Below are 22,642 nucleotides of genomic sequence, written 5' to 3'. Positions count from 1 at the left end.
CACTCCATGACCGAGCCACGACCGAGGGACCACCATGAGACTGCGTACGACCGGCGCGGCGGCCTGTGCCGCACTGCTCGCCACCGCCGCGCTCGCCGGCTGCAACCGCGGCAGCGACGCCGCGGGCGGCAAGGTCGGCATCGACATGCCCCGTACGGACACCGACTTCTGGAACTCCTACCAGCAGTACATCGAAAAGGGCCTGGACCGCGGCGAGGTCTCCGCGCTGCCGCTGTCCAACTCGCAGAACGACATCGCCAAGGTCGTCTCCAATGTGCAGGCGCTGACCGACCAGGGCGCCAAGGCCATCGTGATGGCGCCGCAGGACACCGGCGCCATCACCGCCGAACTGCGGCGCCTGGCCGACAAGAACATCCCGGTGGTGAGCGTGGACACCCGCCCCGACGAGGGCAAGGTCTACATGGTCGTACGCGCCGACAACCGCGCGTACGGCGAGAAGTCCTGCGAGTACCTGGGCAGGCGGCTGGGCGGCCGGGGGCGGGTCGCCGAGCTCCAGGGCGACCTCAGCTCCATCAACGGGCGGGACCGCTCGCAGGCGTTCGCGTCCTGCATGAAGAAGAAGTTCCCGAAGATCACCGTGCATGAGCTGGCCACCGACTGGAAGGGCGAGGTCGCCTCCGCCAAGCTGCAGAGCCTGCTCGCCCAGCACAAGGACCTCGACGGCATCTATCTGCAGGCCGGAGGCGCCTTCCTCCAGCCGACGCTGGCCCTGCTGGAGCAGCGGAAGCTGCTCAGGCCCGCCGGGACCAAGGGCCACATCACCATCATCTCCAACGACGGCATACCGGACGAGCTGGCCGCGATCCGTGCCGGGAAGATCGACGCCACCCTCTCCCAGCCCGCGGACCTCTACGCCAAGTACGCGCTGTACTACGCCAGGGCGGCGCTGGAGAAGAAGACCTTCCGGCCCGGCCCGACCCGCCACGGCTCCACCATCGTGAAGATCAGCAACGGCCTGGAGGACCAGCTGCCGGCGCCGCTGGTCACCAAGGCCGACGTCGACGACCCACACCTGTGGGCCAACCAGCTCGAGAAGAAGTAGCCGCCGTGGCCTCCGTCAGGGAAGAGCGGCCCGCGGTCCACGCCTCGGGCATCGTCAAGCGCTACGGGCCCACGCTGGCCCTCGACGGCGCCGGGCTGACCGTACGGCCGGGGGAGTCGCATGCGCTCGTCGGCCGCAACGGCGCGGGGAAGTCGACCCTGGTGTCCGTGCTGACCGGCATGCAGCGGCCGGACGCCGGGGAGGTCCGCTTCGGCGGCGAGCCGGCGCCGGGCTGGGGCGACACCGCCGCCTGGCAGCGCAAGGTCGCCTGCGTCTACCAGAAGTCGATGACCGTGCCGGAGCTGACCGTCGCGGAGAACCTCTACCTGGGCCGCCTCCCCGGCCGCCGCGCCATCCGCTGGCGGGCGCTGCGCGAGCGGGCCCGCGAGCTGCTGGCCGCCTATGGCGTCGAGGTCGATCCGGCCACCCGCATCAGGGAACTGGGCGTCGAACAACGGCAGTTCGTGGAGATAGCCCGTGCGCTCTCGTTCGGCGCCCGCCTGATCATCCTCGACGAGCCCACCGCCCGGCTGGACGCGGCCGGCATCGCCCGGCTCTTCACCAAGCTGCGCGCCCTGCGTGCCCAGGGGGTGGCCTTCGTGTTCATCTCGCATCACCTCCAGGAGGTCTACGAGCTGTGCGACACCGTCACCGTCCTGCGCGACGCCCGGCAGGTGCTGTCCGCGCCCGTACGGGGGCTCGCCGAGGACGAGCTGGTGGCGGCGATGACGGGGGAGAAGACGGGCGCCGCGCGGCGGGTGCGGACGGCCGCGGGCGACGCGGCGCATCCGGCGGGGGAGCCGGTGCTGCGCACACAAGGGCTGGCGCTCAAGGGGCACTTCGCGCCGCTCGATCTGACCGTGCGGGCCGGTGAGGTGGTCGGTCTCGCGGGCGCCACCCCGAGCGGGAACACCGTGATCGGCGAGACGCTGGCGGGGCTGCGCGCCCCGGACGGCGGGCGGATCACGGTGCGCGGGCGGCCGGTCGCCACGGGCAGCGTGCCGCGCGCCCTCGATGCGGGCATCGGCTATGTGCCCGAGGACCGGCACCGCGAGGGGCTCATCCCGGGCCGCAGCGTCGCCGAGAACGCCACCCTGACGGTCGCCGACCAGCTGGGGCCCCTGGGGACCGTACTGCCCTCCAGGACCCGGGAGTTCGCCCGGCGGATGATCGCGTCGCTGGACATCAAGACGACCGGGCCCGGCCAGCCGGTGTCCGGGCTCTCCGGCGGCAATCAGCAGAAGGTCGTGATCGCCCGCGCGCTGGCCCGCGAGCCGAGCGTGCTGGTCGCCGTACGTCCGACCAACGGGGTGGACGTCAAGGCGAAGGAAGCGCTGCTGGGTGTCGTACGGGAGGTCGCGGACGGCGGCAGCGGCGCCGTGATCGTCTCCGACGAGCTGGACGATCTACGGGTCTGCGACCGGGTGCTGGCGCTGTTCCACGGCCGGGTCGTCGCCGAGTTCGGCAGCGGCTGGCGCGATGGCGAACTGGTCGCCGCCATGGAGGGAGTGGGGAGCGGGGCCTCCCCGGGCACCGAGGACACGGGAGGAAACGGGGCTACGGGAGGCACGGCGGGACCGGCGGGACCGGGAGGACGGGAAGCCATGGAGGAAGCAGCAGGATCGGAGGGAACCGCGCCATGACCGGGACCGCAGCGACCGAGAAGGCCTCGCCCACGCCCGCCGGGGCGGTGGACGCGCCGCCGGTGCGCGGCCGGCCCCGGATCGGGCCGGCCCGCTGGCGGGACTTCTCCCTGGTACCCGTGATCTTCGTCCTGGGCGTCATCGGCTTCATCGTCTCGCCCGCCTTCCTCACCCAGGACAACCTCATCGGCGTCATCCAGCAGTCCACGGAACTGGGCCTGCTGGTGCTCGGCGAGGCGCTCATCCTGATCAGCGGGCGGATGGATCTGTCGCTGGAGTCGACCATCGGGCTGGCCCCGGTGGTCGCCCTGTGGCTGGTGATGCCCGCACACGGCGCCCGCTTCGCCGGCCTGGAGCTCTTCCCCGCCTGGACGGCGATCCCGCTCTGCCTGGCCGTCGGCGCCGCGGTCGGCGCCGCCAACGGCTTCCTCATCCTCACCCTGCGGGTCAACGGCTTCATCGCCACCCTGGGCATGCTCACCATGCTGCGCGGCCTCCAAGTGGGCATCTCCGAGGGCCAGTCGATCGGCAATGTCCCCGAGTCCTTCGCCTATCTGGGCAAGGCCGACTGGTTCGGCGTCCCGGCAGCCGTCTGGATCTGCCTCGCCCTCTTCGCGCTCGGCGGCGCGGTCCTGGGCTATTTCCGGCACGGCCGGGCGCTGTACGCCATCGGCGGCAACCCGGAGGCGGCCCGCGCGGCCGGCATCCGGGTGGACCGCATCACCTGGACCGTGCTGACCGTCGGCGGGCTGCTCGCCGCCTTCGCCGGCATCCTCTACACCGGCCACTACGGCGCGGTGTCCGCCTCCCAGGGCAACGGCTGGATCTTCCAGGTCTTCGCGGCCGCGGTGATCGGCGGCATCGGCCTCAAGGGCGGCCGCGGCACCCTCTTCGGCGCGCTCACCGGCGTCCTCACGCTGCAACTGGTCATCAACGTGATGACGCTGGGCGGTGTGCCGCCGCTGTGGACGCAGTTCCTCAACGGCATGATCATCATCGTCGCGCTGGTCATCTCCCGCTTCACCAGCGGCGAGAAGCAGGACTGAGGGCCCTGGCCGTGCGATATCCGCCGTACGGGCCCAGGGAGCTGGGGCGCTCGGGCGTCACCGTCCCGCCCCTGGGCCTGGGGTGCGCACCGCTCGGCAACCTCTACCGCGCCGTCGGGGAGGAGCGGGCGCAGGACGTGGTACGCACCGCCCTCGCCGTCGGCGCCGGCCACTTCGACACCGCACCGCACTACGGCCTGGGCCTGTCCGAGGAACGGCTCGGCCGGGCGCTACGGGGTCACGACCGTGCCACGTACACCCTCTCCACCAAGGTCGGGCGCCGGCTGCGGCCGCTGGCGCCCGGGGAGAAGGCGGCCGGCGAGGGCTTCGTGGACACCCCCGCCCGGGCCCGCGTACGGGACTTCTCCCGCGCCGGGATCCGCGCGACGCTGGAGGCGTCCCTGGATCGCCTGGGTGTCGACGCCGTCGACATCGTCTATCTGCACGACGTCGAGGACCACCTCCACGAGGTGTACGAGACCGGCTTCCCGGCCCTCGCCGAGCTGCGCGCACAACGGGTCGTGCGCGCCATCGGGTTCGGCATGAACCACAGCGGCGTACTGGCCCGTCTGGTCGCCGACCTCGATGTGGACGTCGTGCTCTGTGCCGGCCGCTGGACCCTGCTGGAGCGCACCGCCTTCGACGATCTGCTGCCCGTGTGCGCGCGGCGCGGCACCTCGGTGGTCGTCGGCGGTGTCTACAACTCCGGTCTGCTCGCCGACCCGTCGCCGGGCGCACCGTACGACTACGCCCCCGCGCCCCGCGCTCTGCTGGAGCGGGCGCGTCAACTCGCCGCGGTCTGCGCACGGTTCGACGTGCCGCTCAAGGCGGCCGCCCTCCGCTTCCCCTTCGGGCACCGCGCCGTGGCCTCGGCCGTCGTCGGCGCGGCCGCACCCGAGGAGATGGCCGAGAACGCCGCCCTGTTCACCCGGCACATCCCCGACGAGCTGTGGCATACCCTCGTCGCCCGCGGCCTGCTCGACCCCGATCTGCCGCTGCCCCTGACCGAGTGAGTCCGACCCGGGAGCGCGCCCCTGATGCGTATCGACGCCCATCACCACCTGTGGGACCTGTCCCGTCGCGAGCAGCCATGGATGAACGGACCCTGGGCCGACCCGATCCGCCGCAGCTACGCGCTGAGCGACCTCACCCCGCACCTGACCGAGCACGGCGTCGGCGCCACCATCCTCGTCCAGTCGTCCTCCTCGTACGCGGAGACCGCCGAACTGCTCGCCATCGGCGCGGGGGAGGGCCCCGTCGCCGGAGTCGTCGGCTGGGCCGATCTGACCGATCCGGCGCTCGGCGAGGCGCTCGCGGCGCTGCCCGACGGCCTGGTCGGCATCCGGCACCAGGTCCAGGACGAACCGGACCCCGACTGGCTCACCCGCCCCGACGTGCTCCGCGGCCTGGGCGTGCTGGCCGATGCCGGACTGGTCTACGACCTGCTCGTCACCCCGCGGGAACTGGCGGCCGCGCACACCGCCGTACGCGCCCTGCCGCAGCTGGCCTTCGTCCTGGACCATGCCGCCAAACCGGCGGTGGGGCGCGGCGACTGGCAGCCGTGGGCGGAGGCGATCACTGCGCTCGCCCAGCTGCCGAACGTCAGCTGCAAGCTGTCGGGGCTGGTCACCGAGGCCGACTGGGAGGCCTGGCGGCCGCAGCAGGTCCTGCCGTACGCCCGCCATGTCCTGGAGGCCTTCGGTCCCGGTCGGGTGATGTTCGGCTCCGACTGGCCGGTCTGCACCCTGGCCGCCGGCTACGACGACGTCGTCGCCCTTGCCGAGGCGGCCACCCTCCGTCTCGGCGCTGCGGAGCGGTCGGCCGTCTTCGGGGGGACGGCGGGCCGGGTGTACGGGATCGGGGCGGCCCAGGGGCTGTCCGACGGGTCATGGCCGGGCCCGGGGCGCTCCCCCGGCTGACGCCGGGGGCACCCCACGCGGCGTTGCCGGAACGTCCCCACGGCTCCGTTGCCGAGACGCTCCGGCGCCTTGCGAGGCAGCTCGGCCTCCGAGGGCTGAGGAAGAGCCGGGACGGAGCGAGCGCGGCGAGTGCGGTGAGCCCAGTGAGTGCAGTGCACCGGACGCCGCGGCCTTTCCGGCCCGCACCCATCGGACGGGCCCTGGCCGCGCGGGCGGAGCGGGGCCGCACGGCGCTCGGGGCCGTCGGGTTGCCGTCCGGATTCCGCCAGCTTCGGATCCGGCCGCGCCGGAGGATCGAGTCGTACCAAAGAGGGGCGCTCCCCAGCGCGGACCACCGGGTCCACGCGTGCCGGCGACTTCAGCGCTCCGGTGACTCGATACGAAGGTGAAGGGTGAGGACGATGACGGCCGATGTGATGACGGCGGCGGCGACGGCGACGGAGGGCGGCGGCCGGCCGCTCGCCGGCAAGGTGGCGCTGGTGACCGGCGGCAGCCGGGGGATCGGCGAGGCGATCGCGCTGCGGCTGGCCGCCGACGGAGCGGCGGTGGCCCTGACGTACCGGAGCCGGGCGGACAAGGCCGAACAGGTCGTCAAGGAGATCGAGCGGTCCGGCGGGCAGGCCTGGGCGGTACGGGCCGACAGCGCAGACGCGGAAGAGGTGTGGGCCTCGGTGGCCGGCAGCGTCGAGCGGTTCGGACGGCTGGACATCCTGGTGAACAACGCGGGCGCCGGGGTGCTCGGGCCGTTCGAGGGGCTCTCCCTGGAGGACGTCGACCGGGTGCTGCGCACCAACGTCCGGGGGCCGTTCCTGGCGGCGCAGGCCGCGGCCGCGCATCTGACCGAGGGCGGGCGGATCATCTCCATCGGCAGCTGCATGGCCGAGCGGGTCGCCTTCCCCGGCGGCACCCTCTACGCCACCAGCAAGGCCGCGCTCACCGGCCTGACCAAGACCCTGGCCAAGGAGCTGGGGCCGCGCGGCATCACCGCGAACCTCGTGCACCCGGGCCCCATCGACACCGAGATGAACCCGGCCGACGGCGACAGCGCGGAGCTGCAGGCCGGACTGACCGCGCTGGGCGCCTACGGCCGGGCGGCGGATGTGGCGGCGACCGTGGCCCATCTGGCGGGTGAGGGCGGGCGCTACATCACGGGTGCGTCGATCGCGGTGGACGGCGGATTCGCGATCTGACGCGGCGGCGGCCCCGCGGACCGGGCGGGCGGCGACACCGGCCCGCGGGCCGTCGTCACGGCGCCGCCGGACCGGCGCGGGCTCGCCGCAGCGGCGCCGCGGCGGCCTGCGCCGGTCACAGCGACGCGCGCAGCCACTGCTCCACGCTGGCGATGTGCACCGTTGCCCACGCCCGGGCCGCCTCCGCGTCCCGGTCGCGCAGCGCGCCGAGGATCGCTCGGTGCTCGGTGAGGGTGCGGGTCACCGCGTCCTTCTGCGTCAGGCCGCGCCAGATCCGGGCCCGGGTGGTGGGGCCGGACAGGCCGTCCAGCAGGGAGCAGAGCACGGAGTTGCCGGACGCGGCGACGATCCCGCGGTGGAACTCCAGGTCGCAGGCGACCAGGTCCTCGACGGAGGGCTCCGGGCCCAGTGCGTCCAACTGCCGCTCCAGGGCGTCCAGTTCCGCCCCGACTATCCGGCCGGCCGCCATCGCCGTGGCGGCCGGCTCCAGGATCCGGCGTACGGCGAGGAACTCCAGCACGGTGTCATCGCGGTGGAAGTCCACCACGAAACTCATGGCCTCGAGCAGGAGTTGGGGGTCGAGGCTGGTGACGTAGGTGCCGTCGCCCTGGCGGACGTCCAGGATCCGGATCAGGGAGAGCGCGCGCACCGCCTCGCGCAGCGAGTTGCGGGACAGGCCGAGCCCGGCCGCCAGCTCGCTCTCCTTCGGCAGCCGGTCGCCCGGCCGCAGGGCACCGGAGACGATCATCCCCTTGATCTTCTCGATGGCCTCGTCGGTGACCGCCATGGCCGCCCTCCCCGTTCGGACCCGCCGGATATCGTCGCCTCGCCCGGATGTCCGAGGGTCCGCAGCCGACAGCGCCGACCAGACATCCGATGTCTGGGTCATTATGACCCCTGGCGCGCTCCCCAGCCGCTCCCGTACGCCGACCAGTCCTCTTCCGTCGCCGCGAAGTCGACATACAGGGCCGTGCCGAACCGCCGCCGGCCCCGGTCCTCGCGGGTCAGCCCCAGCCGCACACCCCGCACCGCGGCGCGTACGGTCTCCGCCGAGGCGTGGTGGCCCATGTCGTCGGTGTGGAAGAAGGGCAGCCCCATCAGCAGATCGGTGCGCTCCGGCGTCGCCTCCAGCGCCAGCCGGGTCTGCTGGGCCACATAGCCGCCGTACAGGCTCTCGACCGGCAGCGCGGTGTCGTACGACATCAGCGCGATCTGATCGACCCGGCGCGCCACCTGCCCGAAGAAGCGCTGGGATATCCATTTGCGATGGCCCGTCACGGCGTTGCTGACCGTGTGGAGATGGGGCAGGGGATCTATCTGGTGGACGGCGACGGAGAGGATGCCGCCCCGTGCGCGGACCGCCGGGGCGAGCCTGTCCAGCAGCCGCAGATAGTCGGGGTTGTCGGAGTGCAGCGGCTCGACGTCCAGATGGACCCCTGCGAAGCCGTCCGCCAGGACCTGCCGCGCGCTCGCCACGATCGCCCGGCGGGCAGCGGCGTCCGACAGCCGCAGCCCGCCGCGCTCACCCGGCTCGTAAACCAGCCGGTCGCCCAGCCAGGCGTGCACCCTGACCCGGGGCAGCTCGCGGTGCACCGCGTCGATCAGCCATCGCGCCCGGGGGTAGGCCTTGCGGGCCGGCGGCAGCGTGCCGTCGTGCTCCAACGGCCCGGCGTGGACGTACAGATCGCGGATGCCGGTGTCCTCGATGCGGCGCCGCAGCGCCGTCACGTCGTCGGCATCGCGCCGCCCGTCCACCCAGGCATGGCCGAGCCAGAGCGCATCGCGGCCGCGGGTCCTGGCGTCGGGCGCGGCCGCCCCCGCGTACCCGACCCGCAGTGCCGTCGCCGCCAGCGTCACCGGCAGGACGATCGCCACCGCCACCAGCCAGGCCACCCATTTCCCCGTACGCCGCAGCGTCCACCGAGCCATCGCGCCCCCCGTTGATCCGTATCGGTGACCATCATCGCAGTCGTCACTGACAGTCACCAGCGCGGCCATCCGCCTGTGGACAACGGGCCTGTGGACAACGACGGGCGAATACGGCGGAGGAATGCGGCGGGGGCGGCGGGGGAGTGCGGCGGCCGGACGCGGCACGCCGCTGCGGCGAGTCGATACGGCGGGCGAACGCGACGATGGGGCGGCCCCGTGGCCCGCCCCATCGTCCTTCACCACGCGGTGACTTGACGTGCCGTCACCGGCACCGCCCCTTCACCGTCAGCGGCTTGTGCCCTGCGGGCCTCAGCCCTCCAGCATGTCCTTCACCTTGGCCCGGACGTCCTCCGTGTCCAGCCCGCGGATCATCAGCGTGGTCCGGCGGCGCAGCACATCGTCGACCGTCTCGGCCCACTCGTGGTCGCGGGCGTAGGCGACCTGCGCCCAGATCTCCGGCGCGTCCGGGTGGATGCGCTCGGCGAGCGCCGGGTCGTCGTTGGCCAGCCGGGCGATGTCGAAGGACAGCGAACCGTAGTGGGTGGCCAGGTGGCGGGCGGTCTCCGGCGCCATCCGCGGGCCGGGCGTGCCGCCGTCGATCAGCAGCCGGTGGGCGACCGCGTTGGGGTTGGCGATACCGGGCAGCGGGAGCTTCTTGGGCAGGTGGGAGATCGGCTCCATGTCCTCGGCCAGCGGGTGGCCGGGCAGCGCCGCGAGCTTGTTCATCACCGTGCGGCCGATGTGGCGGAAGGTCGTCCACTTGCCGCCGGCGACCGACAGCATGCCGCCGCTGCCCTCGGTGACGACGGTCTCGCGCTTGGCCTTGGAGGTGTCGCCGGGGCCGCCGGGGAGCACCCGCAGACCCGCGAAGGAGTACGTGATCAGGTCGCGGGAGAGCTGCTGGTCACGGATGGAGAAGGCGGCCTCGTCCAGGATCTGGGCGGTGTCCTTCTCGTTGACGGCGACGTCCGCCGGGTCGCCCTCGTACTCCTCGTCGGTGGTGCCGAGCAGCAGCATGTCCTCCCAGGGGAGGGCGAAGGTGATGCGGTACTTGTCGATCGGGGTGGCCAGCGCGGCCTTCCAGGGGGCGGTCCGCTTGAGGACCAGGTGCGCGCCCTTCGACAGACGGATGGAGGGCGCCGCGTTCCGGTCCTCCATCTTGCGCAGGTGGTCGACCCAGGGGCCGGTGGCGTTGAGCACCAGACGGGCGTTGACGCCGAACTCCTGACCGTCCATCCGGTCCTTGAGCTCGGCACCGGTGACCCGGCCCTGGGTGAAGCGCAGCCCGGTGACCTCGGCGTGGTTGAGGACCGTGGCGCCGGCCGCGACCGCCGCGCGGACGGTCATCAGGGCCATCCGGGAGTCGTTCATCTGGTCGTCGCCGTACACGGCAACGGCCTTGAGGTTCTCGGTGCGCAGCTCCGGCACGTCGCGCTGCGCCTTGGCCGCGGATATGACGTGGCCGACGCCGTCGCCGAACGCGGACAGCGCGGAGTAGGCGAAGACGCCCGCGCCGAGCTTGGCCGCGCCGTGCGGGCCGCCCTTGTAGACGGGCAGGTAGAAGGTCAGGGGGTTGGCGAGGTGCGGTGCCACCTGGCGGGACACCGCACGACGCTCGAAGTGGTTCTCCGCGACGAGCTTGACCGCGCCGGTCTGCAGGTAGCGCAGACCGCCGTGCAGCAGCTTGGAGGAGGCGGAGGAGGTGGCGCCGGCGAAGTCACCGGCGTCCACCAGGGCCACCCGCAGTCCGGCCTGCGCGGCGTGCCAGGCGGTGGAGATGCCCAGGATGCCGCCGCCGATCACCAGGAGGTCGTACGTCGCCTTGGAAAGCTGCTCCCGAGTCTCGGCGCGGCTCGCGTGCGAACCGTTGGCCGGGTGCGTCCCGAGTGCCGGGACGCTCTGCAGGGTGCTCATGTTTACTCCTCGTCCTCGATCCAGCCCATGGTCCGCTCGACGGCCTTGAGCCAGCTCTTGTACTCGCGGTCACGGGTGGCCGCATCCATCCGGGGGGTCCATTCGGCGGCCCGGCGCCAGTTGGCGCGCAGTTCGTCGGTGCTGGACCAGAAGCCGACGGCCAGTCCGGCCGCGTAGGCAGCGCCGAGGCAGGTCGTCTCGGCGACCATCGGGCGCACCACGGGCGCGTCCAGGAAGTCCGAGATGGTCTGCATCAGCAGGTTGTTGGAGGTCATTCCGCCGTCGACCTTGAGCGCGGTCAGTTCGACGCCGGAGTCCTTGGTCATGGCGTCGGTGATCTCGCGGGTCTGCCAGGCGGTGGCCTCGAGCACGGCGCGGGCGATGTGCGCCTTGGTGACGTAGCGGGTCAGGCCCGCGATGACGCCGCGCGCGTCCGAGCGCCAGTAGGGGGCGAACAGGCCGGAGAAGGCCGGCACGAAGTAGGCGCCGCCGTTGTCCTCGACCGTGCTGGCCAGGGTCTCGATCTCGGCCGCGCTGTTGATCAGCCCCATCTGGTCGCGCATCCACTGGACGAGCGAGCCGGTGACGGCGATGGAGCCTTCCAGGGCGTAGACCGGCTGCTGGTCGCCGATGCGGTAGCCGACGGTGGTCAGCAGCCCGTTGTAGGAGTTGACCGGCTCGTGGCCGGTGTTCATCAGCATGAAGGTGCCGGTGCCGTACGTGGACTTGGCCTCGCCCTGCGCGAAGCAGGTCTGGCCGAAGAGCGCGGCCTGCTGGTCGCCGAGCGCGGAGGCGACCGGGACGCCGGCGAGGACGCCCGTGGCGGTGGTGCCGTAGACCTCGGCGGAGGACTTGATCTCCGGCAGCACGGCGGCCGGGATGTCCATCGAGGCGAGGATCTTCTCGTCCCACTCGAGGTTGTGGAGGTTCATCAGGAGGGTGCGCGAGGCGTTGGTGACGTCGGTGACGTGGTGGCCGCCGTTGACGCCGCCGGTGAGGTTCCAGATGACCCAGGAGTCCATGGTGCCGAAGAGGATCTCGCCGCGCTCGGCGCGCTCGCGCAGCCCCTCGACGTTGTCGAGCAGCCAGCGGATCTTCGGGCCCGCGAAGTAGGAGGCCAGCGGCAGGCCGGTCTCGCGGCGGAAGCGGTCCTGGCCGACGTTGCGGCCCAGTTCCTTGCAGAGCGCGTCGGTACGGGTGTCCTGCCAGACGATGGCGTTGTGGACGGGCTCACCGGTGTTCTTGTCCCAGAGCACGGTGGTCTCGCGCTGGTTGGTGATGCCGATGGCCTTGACGTCGCGGGCGGTGATCCCGGCCTTCTCGACGGCGCTGTCCACGACCTGCTGGACGTTGGTCCAGATCTCCGTCGCGTTGTGCTCGACCCAGCCCGGCTTCGGGAAGATCTGCTCGTGCTCCTTCTGGTCGACCGAAACGATCCGGCCGTCCTTGTCGAAGACGATGCAGCGGCTGGAGGTCGTGCCCTGGTCGATGGCGGCAATGAACGGGCCGTGCCCGTGGGAGGCAGTGCCGTGCCCGTGGGAGGAGGTGCTGGGGGTGTCGCTCATGGTGTGCTCCAAGAAGTCTGTGCGGGCTCAGTCGGGGCGGTCAGGCGGCTCAGGCGAACGCCACCTGATAGATGCCACCGGCGATGGCTCCGCCGATGAGCGGGCCGACGACCGGGATCCATGCGTAGCCCCAGTCTGAACCGCCCTTGTTGGGCAGCGGCAGCAGCGCGTGCACGATGCGCGGGCCGAGGTCACGGACCGGGTTGATGGCGTATCCGGTCGGGCCGCCGAGCGAGAGGCCGATGCCGACGACGACCAGCGCGACCAGCAGGGTGCCGATGGTGCCGACGCCCTTGCCGTTGTCGCTCAGACCGAGGGTCAGGATCGACAGCACCAGCACGGTGGTGGCGATGATCTCGGTGGCCAGGTTCTGCACCGTGTGCCGGATCTCCGGGCCGGTGGAGAAGATGCCGAGCACCGGGCCGGCCTTGGGAGCGGCCTTCGGGTCGACCAGGCCCTCCTCACTGGTGTGGTTGGCCAGCACTTCCTTGTCGGTCAGATGCGCCTGGAACTGTCCGTAGTAGACGATCCAGACCAGCACCGCGCCGATCATGGCGCCGAGCATCTCACCGGCGAGGTACACCGGCACCTGGCTCCACTCGATGCCGCCCTTGATGGCGAGACCGATGGTGACCGCAGGGTTGAGATGTGCGCCGGACTTCGCGGCGATATAGGCACCCGTGAGGACGGCGAAGCCCCACCCGAAGGCGATGGCGACCCATCCGGCGTTGAACGCCTTGGAGCGCTTGAACGTGACGGCGGCGCAGACGCCGCCACCCATCAAAAGCAGAACAGCGGTACCGATGGTCTCGCTGATGAAGATGTCGGAGCTGGACACCCGCGACTCCTTTGTCCTTCGTCCAGGGGAAGGCGAACCCCGGGTCCCTCCGGTGGTCCGCGCCCTCAGAGGGCGGTAGTCGGCCCGCGGCAGTGCCCACCATAGCGAATATTGTCGTTAGGTGTTCGACAATGCCGACCGACGAACGGCAGTTTTGTTCACCGTAAGGACCCCGTCAAGGGTTACGTGGCGAAAAACTTACGTGAGCAAAGGGGTGGAAAACGGTTAAAACCGTCCTGCGCCAAGATCCCTTGACACTGCGCGTGCGCAATCCCTCACGGCGGCGATGATTTCCGGCCGCAGTTCACCCTCCCGGCAGACCCTTTCCACGGCACCCGTGACACCCACCGCGCCCACCGGCATCCGCCGCCGGTCATGGATCGGCGCGGCCACCGAGGCGACGCCGTCCCAGGTCTCTTCCACGTCCGCGGCCCAGCCGCGCGCGCGGGTCAGGTCCAGCAGCTTCTCGAAGTCCCCCAGGTCGGTCACCGTGCGCGGCGTGAACGCCTCCCGCTCCGCCTCGGTGACCTCGCTGTGCGCCACCGGGTCGTACGCCGAGAGCACCTTGCCCAGCGCCGTGCAGTGCAGCGGCTGCATCGCCCCGACCTCGAGGACCTGCCGGCTGTCGTCGGGCCGGAAGACGTGGTGCACGATCAGGACGCCCTGCTGGTGCAGCACCCCCAGATAGACGCTCTCCCCGCTGGAGCGGGCCAGGTCGTCGGTCCACACCAGTGCGCGGGCGCGCAGCTCGTGCACGTCCAGGTAGCTGTTGCCCAGGCGCAGCAGTTCCGCGCCCAGCTGATAGCGGCCGGACGCCGCGTCCTGCTCGACGAAGCCCTCCTGCTGCAGGGTGCGCAGGATGCCGTGAGCGGTCCCCTTGGCCAGCCCCAGGGAGGAGGAGATGTCGGAGAGTCCCAGTCGCCGTTCCCCGCCTGCGAGCAGCCGCAGCATCGCGGCTGCTCGCTCCAGCGACTGGATGGTGCGTGCCATCGGGCAACCTCCGAAGTATGCGGTTCGACAATGCCAAACGATATCGGCCCATGCCGACTCTTGGTAAGCGAACAGGGTCTGTCAACGATCATGGATAGTCCATGCACCCCCCACCCGGCCCCGCTGTCCACGGCGTGGAACGGGGAACCCCTGTACGGGACCGCCAGCTACGCTGACCGGGTGCGCCCTCTTCCGGAGGACGCAAAGCCGACAGCCGTCGCAACCAGGGAGTACCTCCATGGCCTCGTATACGCCATCGTCCACCAGCACATCCCGAGTCGAATCACTGCGTGAGGCACTGGCCTCCAGGGTGGTGGTAGCCGACGGGGCGATGGGCACCATGCTGCAGGCGCAGGACCCGTCGCTGGACGATTTCCAGCAGCTCGAGGGCTGCAACGAGATCCTCAACCTCACCCGCCCGGACATCGTCCGCTCGGTGCACGAGGAGTACTTCGCGGTCGGCGTCGACTGCGTCGAGACCAACACCTTCGGCGCGAACTTCGCGGCGCTGGCCGAGTACGACATCCCCGAGCGGGTCTTCGAGCTGTCCGAGTCCGGCGCCCGCATCGCCCGCGAGGTCGCCGACGAGTACACCGCCTCCACCGGGCAGCAGCGCTACGTCCTCGGCTCCATGGGCCCCGGAACCAAGCTGCCGACCCTGGGCCACGCCCCGTACGTCACCCTTCGCGACGCCTACCAGCAGAACGCCGAGGGCATGATCGCCGGCGGCGCCGACGCGCTCCTGGTGGAGACCACCCAGGACCTGCTGCAGACCAAGGCCGCGGTCCTGGGCGCCCGCCGCGCCCTGGAGGCCACCGGCACCAACCTGCCGATCATCTGCTCCGTCACCGTCGAGACCACCGGCACCATGCTGCTGGGCTCCGAGATCGGCGCCGCGCTCACGGCCCTGGAGCCGCTGGGCATCGACATGATCGGCCTGAACTGCGCCACCGGCCCCGCCGAGATGAGCGAGCACCTGCGCTACCTCGCCCGGCACTCCCGCGTTCCGCTCGCCTGCATGCCGAACGCCGGTCTGCCGGTCCTGGGCAAGAACGGCGCGCACTACCCGCTGACGGCCGGCGAGCTGGCCGACGCCCAGGAGACGTTCGTCGCCGAATACGGCCTGTCCCTGGTCGGCGGCTGCTGCGGTACGACCCCCGAGCACCTGCGCCAGGTCGTCGAGCGGGTCCGCGGCGTGGCCCCCACCGCCCGGGAGCCGCGCCCCGAGCCCGGCGCCGCCTCCCTGTACCAGACCGTGCCGTTCCGCCAGGACACCTCGTACATGGCGATCGGCGAGCGCACCAACGCCAACGGCTCCAAGAAGTTCCGTGAGGCGATGCTGGAGGGCCGCTGGGACGACTGCGTGGAGATGGCCCGCGACCAGATCCGCGAGGGCGCCCACATGCTCGACCTGTGCGTCGACTACGTGGGCCGCGACGGCGTCAAGGACATGGAGGAGCTGGCCGGACGCTTCGCCACCGCCTCCACCCTGCCCATCGTCCTGGACTCCACCGAGCTCCCCGTGATCCGGGCCGGGCTGGAGAAGCTCGGCGGCCGCGCGGTCATCAACTCCGTCAACTACGAGGACGGCGACGGCCCCGAGTCGCGCTTCGTGAAGGTCACCGCGCTCGCCAAGGAGCACGGTGCCGCGCTGATCGCCCTGACCATCGACGAGGAGGGCCAGGCCCGCACCGTCGAGAACAAGGTCGCCATCGCCGAGCGCATCATCGACGACCTCACCGGCAACTGGGGCATCCACGAGTCGGACATCCTCATCGACACCCTGACCTTCACCATCTGCACCGGTCAGGAGGAGTCCCGCAAGGACGGCGTCAGCACCATCGAGGCCATCCGGGAGCTCAAGCGCCGCCGCCCGGACGTCCAGACCACGCTGGGCCTGTCCAACATCTCCTTCGGTCTCAACCCGGCCGCCCGGGTCCTGCTCAACTCCGTCTTCCTGGACGAGTGCGTCAAGGCAGGACTGGACTCGGCGATCGTGCACGCCTCCAAGATCCTGCCCATCGCGCGCTTCGACGACGAGCAGGTCACGGTCGCCCGCGACCTCATCTACGACCGCCGCGCCGAGGGCTACGACCCCCTGCAGAAGCTCATGGCGCTCTTCGAGGGCGTCTCCACCAAGTCGATGAAGGCCGGCAAGGCCGAGGAACTCCTCGCCCTGCCGCTCGACGAGCGCCTCCAGCGCCGCATCATCGACGGCGAGAAGAACGGCCTGGAGGCCGACCTCGACGAGGCCCTCCAGGACACGCCCGCCCTCGACATCGTCAACAACATCCTCCTGGAGGGCATGAAGGTCGTCGGCGAGCTCTTCGGCTCCGGCCAGATGCAGCTGCCGTTCGTCCTCCAGTCCGCCGAGGTCATGAAGACCGCGGTGGCCTACCTGGAGCCGCACATGGAGAAGTCGGACGCGGAGGGCAAGGGCACCATCGTGCTCGCCACCGTCCGCGGCGACGTCCACGACATCGGCAAGAACCTCGTCGACATCATCCTGTCCAACAACGGCTACAACGTCGTCAACCTCGGCATCAAGCAGCCGGTCTCCGCGATCCTGGAAGCCGCCGAGGAACACCGCGCCGACGTCATCGGCATGTCCGGTCTCCTGGTCAAGTCCACCGTGATCATGAAGGAGAACCTGGAAGAGCTCAACCAGCGCAAGCTGGCCGCCGACTTCCCCGTCATCCTCGGCGGCGCCGCCCTCACCCGCGCCTACGTCGAGCAGGACCTGCACGAGATCTACGAGGGCGAGGTCCGCTACGCCCGCGACGCGTTCGAGGGCCTGCGCCTGATGGACGCCCTGATCGCGGTCAAGCGCGGCGTGCCCGGCGCCTCCCTGCCCGAGCTCAAGCAGCGGCGCGTGCCCAAGAAGGACACGGCCGTCCTCGAGGTCGAGGAGCCGGAGGGCTCGGTGCGCTCCGACGTCGCCGTCGACAACCCCGTGCCCGCCCCGCCGTTCTGGGGCACCCGCGTCGTCAAGGGCATCCAGCTCGCCGACTACGCGTCCTGGCTGGACGAGGGCGCGCTCTTCAAGGGCCAGTGGGGCCTCAAGCAGGCCCGTACGGGCGAGGGCCCCAGCTACGAGGAGCTGGTGGAGACCGAGGGCCGCCCGCGGCTGCGCGGCTGGCTGGACAAGCTGCAGACCGAGAACCTCCTCGAGGCCGCCGTCGTCCACGGCTACTTCCCCTGCCACTCCAAGGGCGACGACCTGATCCTCCTGAACGAGGACGGCACCGAGCGCACCCGCTTCACCTTCCCGCGCCAGCGCCGCGGCCGCCGCCTGTGCCTGGCGGACTTCTTCCGCCCGGAGGAGTCCGGCGAGCGCGACGTCGTCGGCCTCCAGGTCGTCACGGTCGGCTCGAAGATCGGCGGCGCCACCGCCGAGCTCTTCGAGTCCAACTCCTACCGCGACTACCTCGAACTGCACGGCCTGTCCGTCCAGTTGGCCGAGGCGCTGGCCGAGTACTGGCACGCCCGGGTGCGCGCCGAGCTCGGCTTCGCGGGCGAGGACCCGGCCGACGTCGAGGACATGTTCGCGCTCAAGTACCGCGGCGCGCGCTTCTCGCTGGGCTACGGCGCCTGCCCCGACCTGGAGGACCGCGCCAAGATCGCGGACCTGCTGCAGCCGGAGCGGATCGGCGTCCAGCTCTCCGAGGAGTTCCAGCTGCACCCCGAGCAGTCCACGGACGCCATCGTCATCCACCACCCGGAGGCGAAGTACTTCAACGCGCGGTAGCGCGGTGACGGCGGCGGGTCCGGGCCCCGCCGGACGGTTTCCGTCCGCTTGACCGCGCATATCGGCTGGCACCGTCGTACAATGGTCGGTCCGGTAGAGGCCGGTCGCAACCCCCGCCGGGGGCGGCGACCGGCCCTTTCGTCCCTTCGGGGACGTCTCAACGGAGGTGGATGGATGACCAGCAGCGTCCCCGCAGTCGGCACCCGTACGGCCGAGCCCGCCACCCTCCAAGCCGTCTTCCTCGATCTGGACGGCACCCTCGTCGACACCGAGGGGTTCTGGTGGGAGGCCGAGGCCGAGGTCTTCGCGGAACTGGGCCACATCCTCGACGACGGCCACCGTGAGGTCGTCGTCGGCGGCCCGATGACCCGCAGCGCCGGCTATCTGATCCAGGCGACCGGCGCCGAGATCGGCCTCGCCGAGCTCAGCGGGCTGCTCAACGCCCGCTTCGCCGCCCGGATCGGCCGCGGGGTGCCGCTGATGCCCGGTGCGCGGCGGCTGCTGGCCGAGCTGAGGGCCCATGCGGTGCCGACCGCCCTGGTCACCGCCTCGCACCGCGCCATCATCGATCTGATGCTGCACTGGCTGGGCCGGGAGAACTTCGACCTGACCCTCGCCGGCGACGAACTCGAGCGCACCAAGCCGCACCCGGACCCGTATCTGACGGCCGCCGCCCGGCTGGGCGTGGACCCGGCGCGCTGTGCCGTCATCGAGGACACCCTGACCGGAGTGACGGCGGGGGAGGCCGCGGGCTGCCGGGTCGTCGCCGTGCCGTCGGTGGTGCCGATCCCGCCCACGGACGGCCGTACGGTCGTGGGCTCGCTGGAGGAAGTCGATCTCGCTTTTCTCCGCGCGCTCATCACGGAAAGCCGCTGAATCGTGCACTGAGCGTGTTCTCGTCGCGCTCCTCGGGAAAATGCCGTTAACGCGAGGCGAACTCAGGGGAGCGGTGCGCTCATTTTCCGTAACGCGGGCGCCGGTGGAATTCCCCCGGCGCCGGGACTTCCGGAATGCGTGACGTTTCTCACGTGTAGCGCCGTCGACAGCGGAGGCGACAGATGTTCCAAGGGGTGCACTTGGGGGCTTCTACGGGGGTAAGTGTCCGGATTGGTGGGGCAACGCGCGAATCGTTCCACCGTCCGGATATCGGTCATGCCGCCGTCGTTATCCCATGGCTATATTGATTCAACTCCGTTGTGTCCCGGACCGGCTGACCGTTCCTACTAATGTCGACGCGAGCAACACCTCTGCGCTGATAAGGAACCTGCCGACGATGAACCGCAAGACCTTGGTGCTGCCGGTCCTGGCCGGTCTGCTCGCGCCCGTACTCGCTGCCTGCGGCACGGACGGCGCGGGCGAAGGCGGCGACCCCATCGTCGTCGGTGTTGCCTCCCAGATCGAAGCCACCGAGGCGGCACCCGCGCCCCTCGACCCGGCGCAGGCCTACGACGTCGACGCCTGGAACATGCTGCGCGGCACCCTCCAGACGCTGATGCGGCTGCCCCGCACGGGCACCGCGCCGGTGCCCGAGGCGGCCGAGTCCTGCGGGTTCCGGGACACGCAGAACGAGCAGTACCGCTGCACCCTGCGCAAGGGGCTGCGCTTCTCCAACGGGCACGCCCTGACGGCGAAGGACGTCAAGTTCTCCATCGACCGGATGCTGAAGATCGACAACACCAGCGGCCCGGTGTCGCTGCTCTACGGCATCGACAAGGTCGAAACGCCCAACGACGGCGAGGTCGTCTTCCACCTCAAGAAGCCGGACGCCACCTTCCCGCAGAAGCTCGCCACACCGGCCGCCGCCATCGTCGACTCCGAGGTCTACCCGAAGGACCGCCTCTACAGCGGCTTCGACCTGATCGGCTCCGGCCCGTACACCGTCAAGGCCGAGCACGCCTCCGGCCACATCACCAAGGCCGTCTTCACCAAGAACCCCCAGTACAAGGGCGGGATCGAGGTCAAGAACGACAAGGTCGAGATGCGCTTCTTCAGCGGCTCCGACGCCATGGAGAAGGCGCTGCGCAAGGGCGATATCGATGTGATGAACCGCGGGATGACCCCGGACCAGATCAAGGGTCTCCAGAACTCCCGCGACCAGCACATCGCGCTCCAGGAGATGCCCGGCCAGGAGATCCGCTACCTCGCCTTCGACACCAAGGACCCCAAGGTCTCCAACAAGGCCGTCCGGCAGGCGATCGCGCAGGTCATCGACCGCTCGCAGCTGGTGCGCGACGTCTACTCCTACACCGGCGACCCGCTCTTCTCGCTGGTCCCCACCGGTCTGACGGGCCACATCAACTCGTTCTTCAACAAGTACGGGAACCCCAGCGTCGCCGCCGCCCGCAGGACCCTGCAGCAGGCGAACATCACGACCCCGGTGAAATTCACCCTCGCGTACACCACGAACCACTACGGCTCCAGCACCGCCAAGGAGTTCCGTACGCTGCAGACGCAGCTCAACGCCAGCAAGCTCTTCGACGTCAGCATCAAGGGCGTCGACAGCTGGCAGCAGTTCCGCACCAACTCCCGGGCCGGGAAGTACACCGCCTACGGGATGGGCTGGTTCGCCGACATCCCGGACGCGGACAACTACATCGCGCCGTTCATCGGCAAGGGCAACTTCCTCAACACCCCCTACCGCAACGCCGGCATCGAGTCGCAGGTAATCCCCACCACCCGCCAGCAGACCGACCGCAACGCCGCGGCGGCCGGCTTCAAGCAGGCGCAGAACATCCTCGCCGACGACGTACCGATCCTCCCGCTGTGGCAGGGCAAGCAGTACGTCGCCGCCCGTGACGACGTCACCGGCGTGGAGTGGGCCCTCAACTCCTCCTCGGCGCTGCAGATCTGGGAGCTGGGGCACGGCGTCGCCGACTGACCCCGGCACCCGTACCCACCTCCACACCCGCGCGGCCCCGGCGCTCCCGCCACGGCCGCACCGTGCGCCTGCGCACCATGCAGCAGCGCGACACGGCACCGTGCACCACCGCGACACCGCACCAGGCAACACAGCGACACCGAACGTGAGGAACCACGTAGTGAGGCAGCGTGACCAATGGCTGGCCGCCCCGATCGGAGCGGGGCTGGCAACAGCCCTACTCGCGCTCGCAGGGTGCAGCGCCGACGACTCAGGGGCCGCCGGACAGGGCGAGCCCGTCGTCATGGGAATGACGGACAAGGTCGTCACCACCGACCCGGCCGCCGGCTACGAACCGGGGTCCTGGCTGCTGTTCAACAACGTCTACCAGTCCCTGCTGAGCTTCCCCAAGGGCGGCACCACGCCGGAGCCGGAGGCCGCCAAGAGCTGCACCTTCACCGACACCCGCAGCCAGGTCTACCGCTGCACCCTCAAGGACGGCCTCACCTTCAGCAACGGTGACAAGCTGACCTCGAAGGACGTCAAGTTCTCCTTCGACCGCACCCGGCGCATCAAGGACGAGAACGGCCCCGCCGTGATGTTCTCCGCCCTCGACAAGGTCGAGACACCGGACGCCAAGACCGTGGTCTTCCACCTCAAGACGCCCGACGCCACCTTCCCCATGAAGATCGCCTCGGGCGCCGGCTCCATCGTCGACCACACCGCCTACCCGGCCGACCGGCTGCGCACCGACGGCAAGGCCGTCGGCTCCGGCGTCTACACCCTCAAGGAGTACGGCGCCAAGCAGGCCGTCTTCGGCGTCAACCCCTCCTACAAGGGCCCCGCCAAGGTCAAGAACTCCGGGATGACCCTGAAGTTCTTCCACGACCGCGAGGCGCTGAAGAAGGCCGTCCGCAGCGGCGGCGTCGACATCGCCTACCGCGGACTGGCCATGCAGGACATCGCCGCGCTCTCCAATGCCTCGCTGAACCAGCAGCACGGCACCCAGGTGGTCGAGGGCGGCAGCGCCGAGGTCATGCACCTGGTCTTCAACCTCAAGGACCCGGTCGCCGGCAAGCTCGGCGTCCGCAAGGCGATCGCCTACCTCCTGGACCGCTCCACCCTCGTCCGCGACGTCTACAAGCACACCGCCGAACCGCTGTACTCCGTCGTTCCCGCGGGCATCACCGGCCACAACACGGCCTTCTTCAACACCTACGGCGACCGGCCGCAGCCCGACAAGGCCACCGCCGCCCTGCGCGGCGCGGGCATCACCGGCAAGGTCAAGCTCACCCTGTGGGCCACCCCGGACCGCTTCGGCCCCGGCACCGTCCCCGCCTTCAAGGAGATCGCCCAACAGCTCAACGCCAGCGGCCTGTTCGACGCCAAGGTGCGCAGCGTGCCCATCAAGGAGTACGAGCAGGGCGTGGCCGACGGCCGCTTCGGCGTCTACGTCAAGGGCTGGATCCCCGACTACCCGGACCCGGACAACTTCACCCAGCCGTTCTTCGGCAAGAACAGCGTGCTGTCCAACCACTACAACTCGCCGCAGATCACCGGCCGGCTGCTGCCCAAGACCGCCGACCAGCCCGACCGCGGCGCCACCAAGGACACCTTCCGCGAGCTCCAGGACATCGTCGCCCGCGACCTGCCGGTCATCCCGATCTGGCAGGGCAAGCAGTACGCCGTCGCCCGCGACGGCATCTCCGGCCTCGAATGGACCCTGGACTCCTCCACCGTCTTCCGGTTCTGGGAGATCAGCAAGGCGGCCGACGCCTGATCGGCACCCATGACGACGGTGGGGGGGGGGCCGGGGGCCCCCCCCCCCCCCCCCCCCCCCCCCCCACCGCCCCCCCCCCCCCCCCCGCCCCCCCCCCCCCCCCCCGCCCGCCCCCCCGGGACACCACCCCCACACCCGCCCCCCCCCCCCCCCCCCCCAG

Annotated in this window: 16 protein-coding genes; 10 read left to right on the top strand and 6 right to left on the bottom strand. The window is 70.8% G+C overall.

All coding sequences use genetic code 11. The features are described 5' to 3' along the window. Nucleotides 1-34: 34 nt before the first annotated feature. The 6 genes from ACIRPT_RS28275 (at nucleotide 35) to ACIRPT_RS28250 (ending at nucleotide 6,861) form a co-directional block, all read left to right on the top strand. The gene (locus tag ACIRPT_RS28275) at nucleotides 35-1,063 is read left to right on the top strand and encodes a sugar ABC transporter substrate-binding protein (RefSeq protein ID WP_403832065.1); all 1,029 of its coding nucleotides are present in this window, start codon (nucleotides 35-37) and stop codon (nucleotides 1,061-1,063) included. A gap of 5 nt (nucleotides 1,064-1,068) precedes the next feature. After that, nucleotides 1,069-2,706 (top strand): sugar ABC transporter ATP-binding protein, encoded by a 1,638-nt coding sequence (locus ACIRPT_RS28270; RefSeq protein WP_403832062.1) that lies wholly within the window; start codon nucleotides 1,069-1,071, stop codon nucleotides 2,704-2,706. After that, nucleotides 2,703-3,752 (top strand): ABC transporter permease, encoded by a 1,050-nt coding sequence (locus tag ACIRPT_RS28265; RefSeq protein ID WP_403832060.1) that lies wholly within the window; start codon nucleotides 2,703-2,705, stop codon nucleotides 3,750-3,752. The genes ACIRPT_RS28270 and ACIRPT_RS28265 overlap by 4 nt, the downstream gene beginning before the upstream one ends. Nucleotides 3,753-3,763: 11 nt before the next feature. Next, a complete protein-coding gene (locus ACIRPT_RS28260) occupies nucleotides 3,764-4,765 on the top strand; it encodes an aldo/keto reductase (protein ID WP_403832057.1) in 1,002 nt (333 codons plus the stop codon). 24 nt (nucleotides 4,766-4,789) lie between these two features. Beyond that, nucleotides 4,790-5,671 (top strand): amidohydrolase family protein, encoded by an 882-nt coding sequence (locus ACIRPT_RS28255; protein WP_403832055.1) that lies wholly within the window; start codon nucleotides 4,790-4,792, stop codon nucleotides 5,669-5,671. A 401-nt stretch (nucleotides 5,672-6,072) separates the two neighbouring features. Next, on the top strand, nucleotides 6,073-6,861 hold the full coding sequence (locus ACIRPT_RS28250; protein WP_403832053.1) for a 3-oxoacyl-ACP reductase family protein: 789 nt from the start codon (nucleotides 6,073-6,075) through the stop codon (nucleotides 6,859-6,861). A gap of 115 nt (nucleotides 6,862-6,976) precedes the next feature. Here the strand turns inward: ACIRPT_RS28250 and ACIRPT_RS28245 are convergent, their stop codons facing one another. The 6 genes from ACIRPT_RS28245 to ACIRPT_RS28220 form a co-directional block, all read right to left on the bottom strand. Further along, nucleotides 6,977-7,648 (bottom strand): FadR/GntR family transcriptional regulator, encoded by a 672-nt coding sequence (locus ACIRPT_RS28245; protein ID WP_403832050.1) that lies wholly within the window; start codon nucleotides 7,646-7,648, stop codon nucleotides 6,977-6,979. 101 nt (nucleotides 7,649-7,749) lie between these two features. Further along, nucleotides 7,750-8,790: a hypothetical protein gene (locus tag ACIRPT_RS28240; RefSeq protein ID WP_403832048.1), complete on the bottom strand. Its 1,041-nt coding sequence runs from the start codon at nucleotides 8,788-8,790 to the stop codon at nucleotides 7,750-7,752. Between the two features lie 309 nt (nucleotides 8,791-9,099). Beyond that, nucleotides 9,100-10,704 carry an FAD-dependent oxidoreductase gene (locus ACIRPT_RS28235; RefSeq protein ID WP_403832046.1) on the bottom strand — a complete coding sequence of 535 codons (1,605 nt, stop codon included), beginning with the start codon at nucleotides 10,702-10,704 and terminating at the stop codon, nucleotides 9,100-9,102. A 2-nt stretch (nucleotides 10,705-10,706) separates the two neighbouring features. Then, on the bottom strand, nucleotides 10,707-12,269 hold the full coding sequence (gene glpK / locus ACIRPT_RS28230; RefSeq protein WP_403832044.1) for a glycerol kinase GlpK: 1,563 nt from the start codon (nucleotides 12,267-12,269) through the stop codon (nucleotides 10,707-10,709). A 49-nt stretch (nucleotides 12,270-12,318) separates the two neighbouring features. Next, on the bottom strand, nucleotides 12,319-13,107 hold the full coding sequence (locus tag ACIRPT_RS28225; RefSeq protein WP_403832041.1) for an MIP/aquaporin family protein: 789 nt from the start codon (nucleotides 13,105-13,107) through the stop codon (nucleotides 12,319-12,321). A 225-nt stretch (nucleotides 13,108-13,332) separates the two neighbouring features. After that, complete coding sequence (locus ACIRPT_RS28220) at nucleotides 13,333-14,097, bottom strand: IclR family transcriptional regulator (RefSeq protein WP_403504331.1); 765 nt, start codon at nucleotides 14,095-14,097, stop codon at nucleotides 13,333-13,335. A 238-nt stretch (nucleotides 14,098-14,335) separates the two neighbouring features. Between ACIRPT_RS28220 and metH the strand changes: the two genes are divergently transcribed. The 4 genes from metH to ACIRPT_RS28200 all read left to right on the top strand — a co-directional run bounded on the left by metH (nucleotide 14,336) and on the right by ACIRPT_RS28200 (nucleotide 22,482). Next, nucleotides 14,336-17,845: a methionine synthase gene (gene metH, locus ACIRPT_RS28215; protein ID WP_403832038.1), complete on the top strand. Its 3,510-nt coding sequence runs from the start codon at nucleotides 14,336-14,338 to the stop codon at nucleotides 17,843-17,845. A 174-nt stretch (nucleotides 17,846-18,019) separates the two neighbouring features. Beyond that, nucleotides 18,020-18,721 (top strand): HAD family hydrolase, encoded by a 702-nt coding sequence (locus ACIRPT_RS28210; protein ID WP_403504336.1) that lies wholly within the window; start codon nucleotides 18,020-18,022, stop codon nucleotides 18,719-18,721. Between the two features lie 397 nt (nucleotides 18,722-19,118). Further along, the gene (locus ACIRPT_RS28205) at nucleotides 19,119-20,723 is read left to right on the top strand and encodes an ABC transporter substrate-binding protein (RefSeq protein WP_403504338.1); all 1,605 of its coding nucleotides are present in this window, start codon (nucleotides 19,119-19,121) and stop codon (nucleotides 20,721-20,723) included. A 160-nt stretch (nucleotides 20,724-20,883) separates the two neighbouring features. Further along, nucleotides 20,884-22,482, top strand: coding sequence for an ABC transporter substrate-binding protein (locus ACIRPT_RS28200; protein ID WP_403832035.1), 1,599 nt, complete (start codon nucleotides 20,884-20,886; stop codon nucleotides 22,480-22,482). Nucleotides 22,483-22,642: the final 160 nt, after the last annotated feature.

Source organism: Streptomyces sp. NPDC101227 (assembly GCF_044767545.1).
Lineage (GTDB): Bacteria > Actinomycetota > Actinomycetes > Streptomycetales > Streptomycetaceae > Streptomyces.
Note: the sequence above shows the minus strand (reverse complement) of the source record. Positions and strands in the feature narration are given on the sequence as shown.